Genomic DNA, 13,840 nt, shown 5'->3' with positions numbered 1-13,840 from the left:
ACGCCTTCACAAGGAGGCGCAGCGCACCGGGACCGGCAGCAATATCGGTGCCGCCTCAGGCATGATGATGCTCCAAGGGTTTCTGGCCCGAATCTTCCCTGGAATCACCCTGGCCAAGCCCGCCGATATAGAGATCTGGCGCCGCCTCGAAGACCTCACGGCATTCGCGTGAGCAGAAGTAGTAGACGTGACCGTCATGGACGCTCGGCTTGGCGTCGGCCGTGCGGACGGTCTTGCCACAGACCGGATCCGTGTCCCGCGCCGGCGCCACCCAGCGCAAGCCGCCATCGGACGAGGCGCCTGGGTCCCCGCCCCTTCCCCGATGACCGGCGACCAAATGCGCGCCGCAGCCGAAACGCATCATCAAGAACAGCAGGCCACCCCAGAACAAAAAGTACAGCAGCGCTTCCATGATCTAATCCTCGCGGCGGGACGCCGCCGGCGGCGGCACGACGGGACGATCCGTCGACGTGAAGCGGAGGTTCGACCCTCGAAGATCAAGATTCTCGATGAGAGTCTCGATGTCGCGGCGACCAACGCCGTCGCGCGCCATCAGCAAACGAACGATGGGATCCGCGAGCAACTCGGCAATCGAGGGTTCGGCGGCCGCCAGATGTCTGTGCTGCATTTCCACGCTCCCATTACACTGAGCCCGATCGCCACTGCAGATCGCGCTTGCGCTCCAGGTATTCGTCACGCCCGATCTCGCCCCTGGCATAGCGCGCGTCGAGGATAGCCCCGGGGCTTTCGCCCGGATCCTCTCGCGGCCGCTCTTGCGGACGCCTGAACATCGCGATCGCGGCCATGGCGATCAGCGCGAGGAGCACGACGAGCCAAATGCCGTGCATGGCGCTGGCCCAGATCCAGTGATCGGCGCCCCATCCCCAGGTGCCCGGCATCGTCCATTGCGCGAAGTCGACATTTCCCATCTTGACGCTTCTCCTGCTTCTCACTGGGTGTCCAGCCTGGGAGCAGCCTGCACCCGCTCTGTATCCGGAAAATGTCCCCGCGGTCGTTTTTTGTAACGGAACGCTTCAGAACCCGGCGGTGTTACGCGGCGTTACAATCGGGCGCTGGCGCTTTCTTCCCGTCATGGCAAGGTCAATCGTGGCGAAAAGGTTTGAGGCGTACGCGACCGACGTTCGCTGCGACGGACGGGACCAGGGATCCGGGTGGCCTCGCGCACGTGAGTGCGCCCCTGGATCGATCGCACAGCCGTGACGAAAAGAGAATTTTGCCATGCCAACTGCTCATGAACCGAGACCCCCACCTTCGACCCGGGCCGGGACACGGCGGGATTTTCTCTACCTGGCCACCGGCGCGATGGGGGTCGTTGGCACGGCCGCGGCGCTCTGGCCCCTGATCGATACGATGAACCCCTCCGCCGACGTCCTGGCGCTGGCGTCGACCGAGGTGGACTTGGCGCCGATCGAACCGGGCATGGCGATCACGGTCACCTGGCAAGGGAAACCGGTGTTCGTCCGCCGCCGCACCGAACAGGAAATCAGGCAGGCGCGCTCCGTCGACCTGGCCGCGTTACGCGATCCGCAGCGCGACGAGGCGCGGGTGTACGAGCCGGCGTGGCTGATCGTCATCGGCATCTGCACCCACCTCGGCTGCATTCCGCTGGGCAACAAGCCGAGCGAGCCGCGCGGCGACTGGGGCGGCTGGTTCTGTCCGTGCCACGGATCGCACTACGACACCTCCGGGCGTGTGCGCAAAGGTCCCGCCCCGGAGAACCTCTACCTGCCGCCCTACAGGCTTGCCGGGGACGGCACTGTCGAAATCGGTGTCGGCGAGACGCCGGCGGCCTGACCGGTCGGCATCTCACCCTGATGGAGCCCGCTTTGCACGCGTTCGCGAACAACCAAGCATCGAACCGCCCGACGATTCTTGACATTCCAGTAACTGGAAGCCCCATCTCGTCGTGCGGGACGCGTCAGCGATGGTGGACGGCCATGAACATCGGCGAAGCCGCCAGTCAGTCCGGGCTACCGCCCAAGACAATTCGTTATTATGAGGGCTGCGGCCTCCTGGACGCGCCCGCACGTGACGAAAACGGCTACAGGCGATACTCATCGGCCGACGTGCACATGCTGCGCTTCCTGCAGCGTGCCCGCGGCCTTGGCTTCACCATGGCGGACTGCCAGGAGCTGCTTGATCTGTACCGCGACAAGCGCCGGTCGAGCGCCGACGTGCAGGCCGTGGCGCGCCGGCAGCTCGCAGAGATCGACCGGAAGATCGCCGAGCTGCGGTCGATGCGGCACACCCTCGCCGATCTGATCGAGCGCTGCCACGGCGACGAGCGACCGGACTGTCCGATCATCGACGACCTTGCCGGGATTGCCGCGCCGGCGGATGCCATGGAGCCGCGTCGATGAGGCGGACGGTGATCGCTGCCGGCATCGGGGTGCTGCTGCTTGCGGCAGGCGCGGGCTGGTGGTACGGCGCGACCGCCGTGCGGGCACCGGCAACCTCCGCGGCCGACCAGGCGGCGCTCCTTGCGACCGGCGAGCGGACCTATGCGAACAACTGTGTCGAGTGCCACGGCCCGGCCGGCGGCGGCCAGCCCGACTGGCGGCAACGCAAGGCGAACGGCCGGATGCCGGCGCCGCCGCTGAACGGCACGGGCCACACTTGGCACCACCCCGACCCGCACCTCTACGCCGTCGTGTCGAAGGGCGTGGCGGCCCTGGCCCCCGAAGGCTACCAGAGCGACATGAAGGGGTTCGGCGACAAGCTCAGCGAGCGCGAGACTCGGGCCGTGATCGCCTACGTCAAGCAGTGGTGGGCCGCCGAAATCCGGGCCCGCCAGAAGGACATCACGGAACGGGCGACATCCTCGAGGTAGATCATGAACGACGCACCCCAGACGACGAACCAGACGGTCACCGATCCCGTCTGCGGCATGCAGGTCGATCCAGAGGCCACCTCGCACCGCGCGAGCTACGAGGGCACGACCTACTATTTCTGCTCCGCGCGCTGTGCCGAGAAATTCCGGGCCGACCCGGTCGCCGTGCTGGAAGGCGAAGGCGGCAAGGACCACGCCTGCTGCCATGGCGCGCATGGCCAGCGGCACAGGGAGACAGCGCCCGCCGCGACAAGCGGCAGCGGCAAGTACATCTGCCCGATGTGCCCCGGCGTCGAGAGCGACCACCCCGATTCCTGCCCGAAGTGCGGCATGGCGCTGGAGCCCGCGGCGCCGCAGCCGACGCGGCAAACCAAGTACACCTGCCCGATGCACCCGGAGATCGTCCGCGACGAGCCCGGCGAATGCCCGAAATGCGGCATGGCCCTCGAACCGATGACGGTCACCGCCGAACAAGAGAGCAGCCCCGAGCTGATCGACATGACCCGGCGGTTCTGGGTCGGCGTCGCCTTGACGGTGCCCGTCCTGGTGCTGGCGATGGGCCATTTCATCCCTGGGTTGTCCGGCTTCCTGGAACGCCTGTTCCCCGGCCACATCTCCACCTGGCTCGAACTGGTCCTCGCGACGCCGGTCGTGCTGTGGTCCGGCTGGCCGTTCTTCGTGCGCGGCTGGAAATCGGTGGTCACCCGGAACCTCAACATGTTCACCCTGATCGCGCTGGGCGTCGGCGCGGCCTATGCCTTCAGCGTGGTAGCGACCGTCGCGCCTGGCATCTTCCCTGAGACCTTCCGGGGTCCGGAAGGCGGGGTCGGCGTCTATTTCGAGGCGGCCGCCGTCATCGTTGTCCTGGTGCTGCTGGGTCAGGTGATGGAGCTGCGCGCCCGCGAGAAGACCGGCAGCGCCCTGCGCGCCCTGCTCGACCTCGCCCCGGCGACGGCCCGGCGGATCAAGGACGACGGCGAGGACGAGGAGGTGCCGCTCGACCGGGTGCAGGAAGGCGACCGGCTGCGTGTACGCCCCGGCGACAAGGTGCCGGTCGACGGCGAGGTGCTGGAAGGCCGCAGTTCCGTCGACGAGTCGATGGTGACGGGCGAGCCCATCCCGGTCGAGAAGAACGCCGGCGACAAGGTGATCGGCGGCACGCTGAACCAGACCGGCAGCTTCGTCATGCGCGCCGAGCACGTCGGCGCCGAGAGCATGCTCTCGCAAATCGTCCAGATGGTCGCCGAAGCCCAGCGCTCGCGCGCGCCGATCCAGCGCATCGCCGACGTGGTGGCCGGCTACTTCGTGCCGGCGGTGGTGGCCGTCGCCGTCGTCGCCTTCATCGCCTGGAGCCTCTGGGGACCCGCGCCGGCGATGGCGCACGCGCTGGTGGTGGCGGTCTCGGTGCTGATCATCGCCTGTCCCTGCGCCCTGGGGCTCGCGACGCCGATGTCGATCATGACCGGGACCGGCCGCGGCGCCCAGGCCGGCGTGCTGATCAAGAACGCCGAGGCGCTGGAGCGCTTCGAGAAGGTGGACACGCTCATCGTCGATAAGACCGGCACGCTCACCGAGGGCAAGCCCAGGGTGGTCGCGGTCGAGCCCGTCGGCGATATGGACGAGGACACGCTGCTGCGCCTCGCCGCCAGCCTGGAGCGCGGCAGCGAGCACCCGCTGGCCGCCGCGATCGTCGGGGCCGCGCGCGAGCGCGATCTGGACCTTGCGGACGCGGAGGACTTCGACGCGCCCACCGGCAAGGGTGTGACCGGTACGGTCGACGGCCGTCAGGTGGCGCTCGGCAACACCCACCTCCTGAAGGATCTCGGGATCGAAGCGGGCGACCTCGGCAAGCGCGCCGACGAGCTGCGCGGCGACGGCGAGACGGTGATGTTCGTTGCGGTGGACGGCAAGATGGCCGGCCTCATCGGCGTCGCCGATCCGATCAAGGAGACCACGCCGAAGGCCATCGAGGATCTGCGCAACGACGGCATCCGCATTGTCATGCTGACCGGCGACAACCGGCGCACGGCCGAGGCGGTGGCCCGCAAGCTCGGCATCGACGAGGTGGAGGCCGAGGTCCTGCCGCAGCAGAAGGGCGAAGTGGTCAAGAAGCACCGCAGCGAGGGGCGGGTTGTCGCCATGGCCGGCGACGGCGTCAACGACGCGCCGGCCCTCGCCGAGGCCGAGGTCGGGATCGCCATGGGCACGGGCACCGACGTCGCCATCCAGAGCGCGGGGGTCACCCTGGTCAAGGGCAATCTGGCCGGCATCGTGCGCGCGCGCCACCTGAGCCGCGCTGTGATGCGCAACATCCGGCAGAATCTATTCTTTGCCTTCATCTACAACGCGCTTGGCGTGCCGATCGCGGCGGGCATCCTCTACCCGTTCTTCGGCATCCTGCTGAGCCCGATCATCGCGGCGGCGGCCATGAGCCTGAGTTCCGTCTCGGTCGTCGGCAACGCTCTGCGCCTGCGAACGGCGCGGATTTGAGAAAGGAAACGCCCATGAGCTACCACTATTCGCGCACGATCGACGGCGGTTTCGATGAGGTCTTGGCGCGGGTCTCGGAGAGCCTCAAGGCCAAGGGCTTCGGCATTCTCAGCGATATCGACGTGGCGAAGACCCTTCACGCCAAGCTCGGCGTCGACTTCCGCCCCTACCGCATTCTCGGCGCCTGCAACCCACAGATGGCTTACCAGGCGCTCGGCGTCGAGGACAAGATCGGGACCATGCTGCCTTGCAACGTGATCGTGCAGGAAAGCGTTCCCGGCAAGATCGAGGTTTCGGCGGTGGATCCGGTCGCGTCGATGCAGGCGATCGAGAATCCGAAGCTCGCAGAAGTCGCGGAGCACGTCCGGGACATGCTGCGCGACGTCGTCGACACGGCCTAGGGCCGTCGCGCGCTTCCCGGCGTCGGCCCGCCAGGGCGTGCGCGGGGGGCCGGTCGGCAGTCCCGGCTCGAGGTCCAGGATGGACGACTGGCCTGCTGCTCGATCGATCCCGAGTGTCTTACCGTCAATGGAGAGAACCCATGCAAAGGATCACTATGAATCAGCCAGCTTTGAAGACGGCCCTCGCCGCGGTTGCTTCCGTCGCGATGTTGGCCCTCGCCAGCCCTGCACTCGCGCATGGCGCCAAGCACGGCGGAACCGGCTCCCAGAACTACGGGCAGGCGATGCCCTATGGCTGTCCCTACGGCAACATGCCGATGGGGCGCGGGATGATGGGCCCCGGCATGATGGGACCCCAGGGGCAGATGATGATGCCTTACGGCCGCGGTATGATGATGGGTCCCGGCATGATGGGCCCGCAGGGACAGATGGGCCCCGGCATGATGGGTCCGCAGGGACAGATGGGTCCCGGCATGATGGGTCCGCAGGGACAGATGGGTCCCGGCATGATGGGCCCGCAGGGACAGATGGGCCCGCAGGGCCAGATGGGTCCCGGCATGATGGGCCCGCAGGGACAGATGCCGATGATGCCCTACGGACAGGGCATGATGATGGGGCCGCAGGGCCAGATGGGCCAAGGCATGACCGGCCGCGGCTACGGCCAGCAGCAGGCGCTCCAAGAGCCCCTGGTGGAGGACGACGTTCGGGCCATGTTTGAACAATGGGTGGCCCGCCACGGCAACCCCCGTCTCAAGGTCGGCGAAGTAGAGACGAACGAGGAAGGGGCTATCGTCGCGGAGATCGTCACGCAGGACGGCTCCCTCGTGAACCGCTTCGCGGTCGATCCCGAGACGGGCATGACACAGCCGCTGCCCTAAGCCCCGCGCACAGAACAGGCGCCGCGCAATGGCGGCGCCTGTTCGGCACTTCAGGGCAGTCGCTTGGCGGCCACTGCTGACGAGAATGGCCGAGACCTTCCTGCTTCTCCCTGTGCGCCGGTTCAATCCCGCGCCCGCGTGTAGAGCCCCTTGGCGGCCCCGTGCCGGAAACCGATTACATCCTGCACGCCGCCGCCGCCCATGCCGGGTGAATCCGCCGGCATGCCGGGCACCGCGATGCCGGACAGCTTCGGGCGCTCGCGCAGCAGTTGCTCGATCGCCGAGACGGGCACATGGCCTTCCACCACGTACCCGTCCACGATCGCCGTGTGACAGGCGGCCAGTTCGTCCGGCACACCGGCCTGCCGCTTGATGGACGAGACATTGTCCAGGTCGGTCACTTCCACCGACCAGCCATTCCGCCTCAGGTAGTCCACCCAGTTGCCGCAGCAGCCGCAACTGGGGTTTTTATAGACCGAGATGGTGCCATTCCCGGCGCCGGCGGGCCCGGCGAACACACCGGAGACGGCAAGACCGCCGATGGCCAGGACACCCCCGGCCAGCAGCCGGCGGCGGCTGAACATCAACGTTTCTGCTAGACGTGACATTTGCAACTCCAGTTCAGCCTATTTAGCGGTTGTCCGCAATGTTTATGGCGAAGCCAGCTATCCGAATGTTCGGACGGGATAGCACTACTCGCCCTACGATTACCTGCTCAACCCGCTTGGCCGATTAGAACCACACCCGTACACCGAAGACGACGGCGACGCTGGAGGTATCGCCGCCTTCGGCCTCGACAAGGTCGGCGGTTTCGCCAAGGTCGCGGCGCCAGCTCACGCCAAGGTAGGGCGCGAACTCGCGCATGATCTCATAGCGAAGCCGCAGGCCCGTGCGAAAGCCGGTCATGCCGGCGCCCTGCCCGAACTCTGGCACATCCTGGAACGCCACCGTGGTCTCGAAACGCGGCTGCAGGATCAGGCGTTGCGTCAACAGTAGATCGTATTCCAGCTCCGCATCGGCGGAAACGTCACCGTCCTCGCTGACACGAAGATTCGCCTCCGTTTCGAACCAGTACGGCGCCAGACCCTGCACGCCCAGCACCCCGAAAAAGCGGTCACGGTCGGGGCCGGGGCCGTACTCCCGCTGGTAGCCGGGCCCGGCGCGGAGGTCCCAGAATGGTGCCACGCGCCGGCTGTAGAACAGATCCGCCGTCTCCAGCTCGCCGCCCTCGCCGTCCTCAAGGACGTGTTCGCCCTCGGTTTCGAACCAGACCCTGTCGACGTCACCGCCGTACCAGGCCTGGGCGTCCCAGTTGAGCGTCTCCTCATCCTCCGCCACGGCGACTTCAAGCCGGTCTATCAGAACACGTCCGTACCAGTGCTCTTCCACCGGAGCCGGCCAGTCCGGCTCGGCGTGCACACCCTGCCCCTCCGCGCCGAGCGCCGGTTGGCCAGCCAGCGCGATGGTCGCAGTCAGTCCAAGGGCGCCGGCGAATGCGCTCGCTCTCCGCCAGACGCCATGCGACGTCGGAATTCGTCTCATTTCTCTGTGTCGCTTCCCTGGATTCAGGCCGTGACCGAGACCACCCGGAACATCCCGGCCTTCATGTGGTAAAGAAGATGACAGTGGAACGCCCAGTCGCCCGGCGCGTCGGCGGTGATCTCGGCCGAGATCTGCTCGCCGGGCTTGACGCTGATCGTGTGTTTCCTGGGCTTCAAGGGACCGGCGCCCGTGTCGAGCTCCATCCACATCCCGTGCAGGTGGATCGGGTGATCCATCATGGTGTCATTGACCAGGGTCAGGCGCAGCCGTTCGCCATGGCGGAAGATGATCGGACCGTCGACTTCCGAGAACTTCTTGCCGTCGAAGGACCACATGTAGCGTTCCATGTTCCCGGTCAGGTGCAGCTCCAGGTCCCGCGCGGGCGGGCGCCGATCGGGCCACGGCGCGCGGCTGCGAAGCTGCGCATAGGTGAGGACGCGGTGACCCGCGTTCTCCAAACCCACGCCGGGGTCGTCGAGGCGGCTGCGCGGGTTCCGGGCCACCATCGCGGCGCCCGGTCCGTGGTCGTTCGGACCATGGCTGACAGGCCCGCCCGTTCCCATCTCCATGGGGCTTGAGCCGCCTGAATCGTGGTTCATGCCCGCATGGCCGGACATGGCTTTGTCCTGCTTCATATCGCCGGCCATGTCACCGCCCATTTCCATAGACATCCCCATCGCCGCCATGCCTCGTTCGGGCACTGGCCGGCGCTCGGGGACCGGCCCCGCCATGCCTTCTCGAGGCGCCAGCGTCGCCCGTGCGAAGCCGCTGCGGTCCATCGCTTCCGCGAAGATCGTGTAGGCGCGGCTGTCGGTCGGGGTGACGATCACGTCGTATGTCTCCGCCACACCGATCCGGAACTCGTCCGTCACCACGGGCTCGACGTTCTGGCCGTCGGCCTGAACGACCGTCATTTCGAGTCTGGGAACCTGAACGTCGAAATAGGTCATCGCCGAAGCATTGATGAACCGTAGGCGCACCCGTTCGCCGGCCCGGAAAAATCCGGTCCAGTTCGCCTCGGGCGAAAAGCCGTTGGCGAGATAGGTGTAGGTGCTGCCGGTGACGTCGAGCAGATCGCGCGGGCTCATTCGCATGCGGCCCCACATGGCAAGCTTGTCCAGTGCCGGGCCAACACCCATCTCGCGCACGTCGCCGAAGAAGTCTCCCACCGTGCGCTTCTGGTAGTTGTAATAGCCTTCCGCGACCTTGAGGTTCCGAAACACGCTGTCCGGGTCCTCGAAGGTCCAATCCGAGAGAACCACCACATAATCCCGGTCGTAGGTGAAGGGCTCGGCATCCGCCGGCTCCACGACCAGCGCGCCGTAGTGGCCAAGCTGCTCCTGCAGGCCCGAGTGGCTGTGATACCAGTACGTCCCGCTCTGCCGGACCGGATAGCGATATGTGAAGGTTTCGCCGGGCGCGATGCCCGGAAAGCTGACGCCCGGCACACCGTCCATACGGAATGGCAGAAGGATGCCATGCCAGTGAATTGAGGTCGGCTCGTCCAGGTGGTTGGTCACCCGGATCACCGCGTCACGGCCCTCACGCAGCCGCACAACGGGACCAGGCACCGTCCCGTTGATGGTGATCGGGCGGGCCGCTCGCCTGGCGACCTCCATCTCCGTGCGCGCGATCGTCAGCTCGATCACGTCGGCGTCACCTTCCCGCTTTACCGGCGCGACCGGCAAGGCCGTCGCAGCCCCGGCCATGCCGGGCATGACGCTCTGCAATGCGGTGAGGCCCGCGATGCTGCCCGCGCATTCGAGCAGTCGCCGCCGGGTCAAGCCCCGCCAGGACCAGGAATCCGATATGTCCATGTGGTTCTCCAGTCATTCCTGAATTCGCACACACGCCGCGCCCCTCACGCGAAACGCAGCCGCGCGGCTTTCCATTTAAGAAGAGGCGATGAGGCCGTCCGCCGAGTGTCAGCGGCGGACGGCCCGATCCTCACCTCAGCCCTTGGGCACGAAATCGCCGCGCATGCCGGCTTCATAGTGGCCGGGCACGTTGCAGCCGAACTTCACGTCCTTCACCCGCTCGAAGTGCCAGATCAGCTCCTTCGTTTCGCCGGGCTGGACCATGACCGCATTCCCATGGCCGTGGCCCGAGGCGTTGGCGGCCTGGTGATGCCCTTGCCCGCCGTGGTGATCGTCGTCGCCACCATGGTGTGCATCGTCGCCACCATGGTGTCCGTCGCCGCCGCCATGGCCGGACTGCATCATCTCGGTCATCTGCGCGCGGTGCGCCTTCTGCACCGCCGGCGGGCCGATCGTGAACTCGTGCTGCATCTGGCCGGTGTTCCTGACGACGAAGCGAACCGTCTCGCCAGCCCGGACCTTGATTTCGTCATGGCCGAAGTCGATGTCGCGGGCTTCGACGCGGATCGTCCGGTCGACCTCCGCTGTCTGGCCCGGATGGCCGAATTCCTTGTCGTGGCCCTCACCGGCGTTGACGACAATGGCCGGGAGCATCGCCATGCCGGCCAGAGTGGTGATCCGGCGCATGCGTTTCACATTCATAGCATGAGTCCTTTCAAGATTCGGGCACGATGCCGCGCGACAAGCCGCGGGCGTACCGGCCCGTCGAGATCTGCGAGTCAGGGTGAATTCCGATGCGGAATTGCTGGGCGGGCGCGAGTCCCGCCAAACGAGGTGCGACGGCCTCGCTCAGGCGTGGCGCGGGACCGGCGGATCGTTTTCGAGGGTCAGCCCACGGAGCTGCTCGCAATTGAGGCCCAGGTCGCGCTGAACGATCGGCAATTCGGGGTGCAGCATCTGGAGGCTTGGCGTGGCAAAGCTCCAGCAGGCCCCGGAGACGCAATGCCCCGAATGATCGCCGTGCTGCGAGGCGGGCGCGCCCGGACCGGTGTGGCCGGTATCGTCAACTGCATGAATTTCGGGTGACGTATGCGCGGCCAAATGCGCGTTGCCGGCCGCAGGCCACGCGGCAACTGCGAGCATCAATGCAAAGGTCAAAAGCGCCACAATCTTTCGCATATCACCCATGCGACCGATCAGCCTGCCAGGGCATCCTACACAAGGAGGCCGTCCTCCCCCCCAACACACGTCTCCGCGCCACGATGGCGAAGCCGCGTGTCCCGCTCCGGCGAGAGATGTACCATCGCCCCCTCATGGACCATAGATATCAGGAACCGACCGCGAGGCAACCCGGATCGGCACGGAATTTGGTAACGCCGGGTAACACAGAACTTTGCTGTTACAAGCCGTTACATTCGAATCTCCGTGAATTTGCCCTGGCTGTTATCCTGGCGCTCAGGCAAGCAATCGGTGGACATGGAACCGCATATCCTCGTTGTCGATGACGACCGGGAGATCAGGAGTCTCCTGGACCGTTTTCTTCGCAAGCACGGCTTTCGGGTCAGCGCAGCGGCGGACGGCCAGACGATGCGGCGCGCGCTCGACGAGTGGAAGATCGACCTCGTGGTGCTTGATCTGATGCTCCCCGGCGAGGGCGGGATCAACCTGTGCCGCGAGCTCCGCGAGCACTCCGACCTGCCGGTGATCATGCTGACCGCCCTGGGCGAAGAGACGGATCGCGTCGTGGGACTGGAGGTCGGCGCTGACGACTACGTGGCGAAGCCGTTCAGCCCGCGCGAACTATTGGCCCGAATCCGGGCGGTACTGCGCCGCACCCAGGGCGATTCGCGGCCACGAGCCGACTCCGGCCAGGCCGTCCTGCGCTTCTCTGGCTGGTCGTTCGATCCGACAAGCCGGCAACTTCGGGCGCCCGATGGCGTCGTCATCTCCCTGAGCGCCGGTGAATACGACCTGCTCATGGCGTTCGCCACGCACCCCAATCGGGTCCTCAGCCGCGATCAGCTCCTTGATTTGACTCGGGGTCGCTTCGCCGGACCATTCGACCGCAGCATCGATATCCAGGTCAGCCGGCTTCGCCGGAAACTGCGGGAAGACCCGAAGAATCCGAAATTGATCCAAACGGTGAGAGGCGGTGGCTACATCTTCGCAACTGCTGTCGCGAATGACGCGTCGACTGATACCTGACAGTGTCGCAAGCCGGACACTCGCGGTACTTCTCCTGGGATTGCTCGGCTCGCACCTGGCGAGTATGGCGATCTATGCGGACGAGCGCGCGACCAGCCTGTTCATGACCGGGGGCGAGCACGTCGCCGAGCGGATCGTCACGATCACCCGCATCGTCGAGAACGCGCCGACGAAGCGCCGTCCCGCTGTCGCCCAGCTCGCGGACGGCCAGGACATCGTGGTTTTTCTCGCGGCGACAAGCGCCGTCGGTCCGCAACCGGACAGCCACAAGGGGCAGCTTCTGCAAGCCGCGCTTGCCGAGCATTTCCGGAGCAACCCACCCCGACGGCTGAACGCGGGGTACGCACGGGAAAGACCTACCCGGCAAGCGGAACGGTTCTCCAATTCGGCGACAAGCGATGCCGGCTACTTTCTCGCCTCCGTCCAGTTATCCGACGGACAATGGCTGAACTTCAGCGCCCCGCTGCAACGGACCCTGCCGGTCGTCTCGATGCGCGCCGCGCTGTCATTCGCAGTGATGCTAAGCGGGATCCTGGTGCTGGCCTGGATCGTCATACATCACATCAATCGACCCTTGAAGGTTTTCGCGGCGGCGGCGGCCCGTCTCGGGACGGATGTGAATGCCCCGCCGCTTCCCATGCGAGGCCCGAAAGAGGTGCGCCAGGCAACGGCGGCCTTCAACGAGATGCAGGACCGGCTGCGCCGGTTCGTGCAGGACCGCACGCAGATGCTCGCGGCCATCGCGCACGACCTGCGAACGCCGGTGACGCGTCTGCGCCTCAGGGCCGAATTCACCGAGGACCCGGAAGAGCAGGCCAAGACCCTCGCGGATCTCAATCAGATGGAGCGCATGATCACCTCCACGCTGGCCTTTGCGCGCGACGACGCGGCCGCAGAGGAGCGCGTCGAAATCGACCTCGCCTGTCTACTCGACAGCGTTTGCGGCGATTTCGCCGATGTCGGGCACAAGGTCGAATGGCGGGCCGACGAGCCGGCGTCTTTCACCGGTCGTCCGAATGCCCTGCGCCGTGCTCTTACAAACCTCGTCGACAATGCCGTGAAATACGGAGAACCCGTGGCCGCGACAATGGCCGGGTGCGATGACGGGTATCTCATCACGATCGACGACAATGGCCCGGGCGTGGCCGAGGCGCACCTCGATGACGTGTTCCGGCCGTTTTTCCGCACGGACACGGCGCGCGACGACCCGCGCGGCGGCAGCGGGCTTGGTCTCACAGTCGCGCGCGATATCGTCCAGGCGCACGGCGGCAGAATCACCCTGATCAACCGGCCCGAAGGCGGCCTGCGTCAGGATATCTGGTTGCCCCGTGGTCGCGCCCCCGGAGACGGTCGATGACGATCATTGCCAGAGACAAGAGCTAACATCAAACAGAGGCGAGGAATTTTAATTTCTTAGTCCTCGCCTCATTTCTCAGGGCTTGGGCGAGCCGCTTACTTTGCGCTGGCGCGCGGAAGGCCCGGTGAGGACACAGGGATTTCTGCGAGCGATTCTCGGCTAGGCAGGCGTTCTATACGTCCAGGCACGTATCGCCGATCCTTAAGCCGAAGAGGCGGCGTCTAGCCATTGCATTCTCATGCCTTGACCCAGATCAGTGACGCCGCGTGCCCCAGCCATTGAAATTCTGGCCATTGGCG

The 13,840-nt window shown here is 66.2% G+C and carries 16 protein-coding genes; 8 read left to right on the top strand and 8 right to left on the bottom strand.

All coding sequences use genetic code 11. The annotated features are described in order from the left end of the window. Positions 1-55: 55 nt before the first annotated feature. Genes DRB17_RS09440 through DRB17_RS09430 form a run of 3 tightly spaced genes read right to left on the bottom strand, consistent with a single transcriptional unit; the run spans position 56 to position 929 of the window. The gene (locus DRB17_RS09440) at positions 56-412 is read right to left on the bottom strand and encodes a YHS domain-containing protein (RefSeq protein ID WP_114581954.1); all 357 of its coding nucleotides are present in this window, start codon (positions 410-412) and stop codon (positions 56-58) included. 3 nt (positions 413-415) lie between these two features. Continuing rightward, positions 416-628, bottom strand: coding sequence for a hypothetical protein (locus DRB17_RS09435; protein WP_114581953.1), 213 nt, complete (start codon positions 626-628; stop codon positions 416-418). A 13-nt stretch (positions 629-641) separates the two neighbouring features. Further along, positions 642-929 carry an SHOCT domain-containing protein gene (locus tag DRB17_RS09430; RefSeq protein WP_114581952.1) on the bottom strand — a complete coding sequence of 96 codons (288 nt, stop codon included), beginning with the start codon at positions 927-929 and terminating at the stop codon, positions 642-644. 310 nt (positions 930-1,239) lie between these two features. Here DRB17_RS09430 and petA point away from each other — a divergent pair, with 310 nt between their 5' ends. The 6 genes from petA to DRB17_RS20420 all read left to right on the top strand — a co-directional run bounded on the left by petA (position 1,240) and on the right by DRB17_RS20420 (position 6,620). Next, complete coding sequence (gene petA / locus DRB17_RS09425; protein WP_114581951.1) at positions 1,240-1,815, top strand: ubiquinol-cytochrome c reductase iron-sulfur subunit; 576 nt, start codon at positions 1,240-1,242, stop codon at positions 1,813-1,815. A 143-nt stretch (positions 1,816-1,958) separates the two neighbouring features. Further along, positions 1,959-2,381 carry a Cu(I)-responsive transcriptional regulator gene (gene cueR / locus DRB17_RS09420; protein ID WP_114581950.1) on the top strand — a complete coding sequence of 141 codons (423 nt, stop codon included), beginning with the start codon at positions 1,959-1,961 and terminating at the stop codon, positions 2,379-2,381. Continuing rightward, a complete protein-coding gene (locus tag DRB17_RS09415) occupies positions 2,378-2,851 on the top strand; it encodes a c-type cytochrome (RefSeq protein WP_114581949.1) in 474 nt (157 codons plus the stop codon). The genes cueR and DRB17_RS09415 overlap by 4 nt, the downstream gene beginning before the upstream one ends. A 3-nt stretch (positions 2,852-2,854) precedes the next feature. Further along, on the top strand, positions 2,855-5,341 hold the full coding sequence (locus DRB17_RS09410; RefSeq protein WP_114581948.1) for a heavy metal translocating P-type ATPase: 2,487 nt from the start codon (positions 2,855-2,857) through the stop codon (positions 5,339-5,341). 14 nt (positions 5,342-5,355) lie between these two features. Beyond that, positions 5,356-5,742 carry a DUF302 domain-containing protein gene (locus DRB17_RS09405; RefSeq protein ID WP_114581947.1) on the top strand — a complete coding sequence of 129 codons (387 nt, stop codon included), beginning with the start codon at positions 5,356-5,358 and terminating at the stop codon, positions 5,740-5,742. A gap of 140 nt (positions 5,743-5,882) precedes the next feature. Further along, positions 5,883-6,620 carry a hypothetical protein gene (locus DRB17_RS20420; RefSeq protein ID WP_114581946.1) on the top strand — a complete coding sequence of 246 codons (738 nt, stop codon included), beginning with the start codon at positions 5,883-5,885 and terminating at the stop codon, positions 6,618-6,620. Positions 6,621-6,742: 122 nt separating this feature from the next. On the opposite strand, the gene DRB17_RS09395 is transcribed toward DRB17_RS20420, so the two are convergent. The 5 genes from DRB17_RS09395 to DRB17_RS09375 all read right to left on the bottom strand — a co-directional run bounded on the left by DRB17_RS09395 (position 6,743) and on the right by DRB17_RS09375 (position 11,167). Further along, positions 6,743-7,228, bottom strand: a complete 486-nt coding sequence (locus DRB17_RS09395; protein ID WP_206607841.1) for a DUF411 domain-containing protein — start codon at positions 7,226-7,228, stop codon at positions 6,743-6,745. Positions 7,229-7,352: 124 nt separating this feature from the next. After that, the gene (locus DRB17_RS09390; RefSeq protein ID WP_114581944.1) at positions 7,353-8,162 is read right to left on the bottom strand and encodes a copper resistance protein B; all 810 of its coding nucleotides are present in this window, start codon (positions 8,160-8,162) and stop codon (positions 7,353-7,355) included. Positions 8,163-8,185: 23 nt separating this feature from the next. Next, positions 8,186-9,979, bottom strand: a complete 1,794-nt coding sequence (locus DRB17_RS09385; RefSeq protein ID WP_114581943.1) for a copper resistance system multicopper oxidase — start codon at positions 9,977-9,979, stop codon at positions 8,186-8,188. Positions 9,980-10,114: 135 nt separating this feature from the next. Further along, on the bottom strand, positions 10,115-10,681 hold the full coding sequence (locus DRB17_RS09380) for a cupredoxin domain-containing protein (RefSeq protein WP_114581942.1): 567 nt from the start codon (positions 10,679-10,681) through the stop codon (positions 10,115-10,117). A gap of 147 nt (positions 10,682-10,828) precedes the next feature. After that, positions 10,829-11,167: a hypothetical protein gene (locus DRB17_RS09375; protein WP_114581941.1), complete on the bottom strand. Its 339-nt coding sequence runs from the start codon at positions 11,165-11,167 to the stop codon at positions 10,829-10,831. A gap of 282 nt (positions 11,168-11,449) precedes the next feature. On the opposite strand from DRB17_RS09375, the gene DRB17_RS09370 reads away from it, so the two are divergent. Together DRB17_RS09370 and DRB17_RS09365 are read left to right on the top strand one after the other, a co-directional pair. Next, positions 11,450-12,184, top strand: a complete 735-nt coding sequence (locus tag DRB17_RS09370) for a response regulator (RefSeq protein WP_114581940.1) — start codon at positions 11,450-11,452, stop codon at positions 12,182-12,184. 64 nt (positions 12,185-12,248) lie between these two features. Beyond that, positions 12,249-13,541 carry an ATP-binding protein gene (locus DRB17_RS09365; protein WP_161958766.1) on the top strand — a complete coding sequence of 431 codons (1,293 nt, stop codon included), beginning with the start codon at positions 12,249-12,251 and terminating at the stop codon, positions 13,539-13,541. The last annotated feature ends 299 nt before the right edge of the window (positions 13,542-13,840 follow it).

The sequence above is a fragment of the Ferruginivarius sediminum genome, assembly GCF_003344765.1.
Taxonomy (GTDB): domain Bacteria; phylum Pseudomonadota; class Alphaproteobacteria; order Kiloniellales; family Rhodovibrionaceae; genus Ferruginivarius; species Ferruginivarius sediminum.
The sequence above is the reverse complement of the archived record's forward strand: the minus strand, read 5'-3'. Positions and strand labels throughout refer to the sequence as shown.

Excerpts from the sequence above, each read along its gene's own strand:
- DRB17_RS09415 (WP_114581949.1), top strand. The coding sequence starts at position 2,378 with ATGAGGCGGACGGTGATCGCTGCCGGCATCGGGGTGCTGCTGCTTGCG.
- DRB17_RS09440 (WP_114581954.1), bottom strand. The coding sequence starts at position 412 with ATGGAAGCGCTGCTGTACTTTTTGTTCTGGGGTGGCCTGCTGTTCTTG.
- DRB17_RS09395 (WP_206607841.1), bottom strand. The coding sequence starts at position 7,228 with ATGTCACGTCTAGCAGAAACGTTGATGTTCAGCCGCCGCCGGCTGCTG.
- DRB17_RS09365 (WP_161958766.1), top strand. The coding sequence starts at position 12,249 with ATGGCGATCTATGCGGACGAGCGCGCGACCAGCCTGTTCATGACCGGG.
- DRB17_RS09380 (WP_114581942.1), bottom strand. The coding sequence starts at position 10,681 with ATGAATGTGAAACGCATGCGCCGGATCACCACTCTGGCCGGCATGGCG.
- DRB17_RS09410 (WP_114581948.1), top strand. The coding sequence starts at position 2,855 with ATGAACGACGCACCCCAGACGACGAACCAGACGGTCACCGATCCCGTC.
- DRB17_RS09385 (WP_114581943.1), bottom strand. The coding sequence starts at position 9,979 with ATGGACATATCGGATTCCTGGTCCTGGCGGGGCTTGACCCGGCGGCGA.
- DRB17_RS09405 (WP_114581947.1), top strand. The coding sequence starts at position 5,356 with ATGAGCTACCACTATTCGCGCACGATCGACGGCGGTTTCGATGAGGTC.
- DRB17_RS20420 (WP_114581946.1), top strand. The coding sequence starts at position 5,883 with ATGCAAAGGATCACTATGAATCAGCCAGCTTTGAAGACGGCCCTCGCC.
- DRB17_RS09390 (WP_114581944.1), bottom strand. The coding sequence starts at position 8,162 with ATGAGACGAATTCCGACGTCGCATGGCGTCTGGCGGAGAGCGAGCGCA.
- petA (WP_114581951.1), top strand. The coding sequence starts at position 1,240 with ATGCCAACTGCTCATGAACCGAGACCCCCACCTTCGACCCGGGCCGGG.
- cueR (WP_114581950.1), top strand. The coding sequence starts at position 1,959 with ATGAACATCGGCGAAGCCGCCAGTCAGTCCGGGCTACCGCCCAAGACA.
- DRB17_RS09375 (WP_114581941.1), bottom strand. The coding sequence starts at position 11,167 with ATGGGTGATATGCGAAAGATTGTGGCGCTTTTGACCTTTGCATTGATG.
- DRB17_RS09435 (WP_114581953.1), bottom strand. The coding sequence starts at position 628 with ATGCAGCACAGACATCTGGCGGCCGCCGAACCCTCGATTGCCGAGTTG.
- DRB17_RS09430 (WP_114581952.1), bottom strand. The coding sequence starts at position 929 with ATGGGAAATGTCGACTTCGCGCAATGGACGATGCCGGGCACCTGGGGA.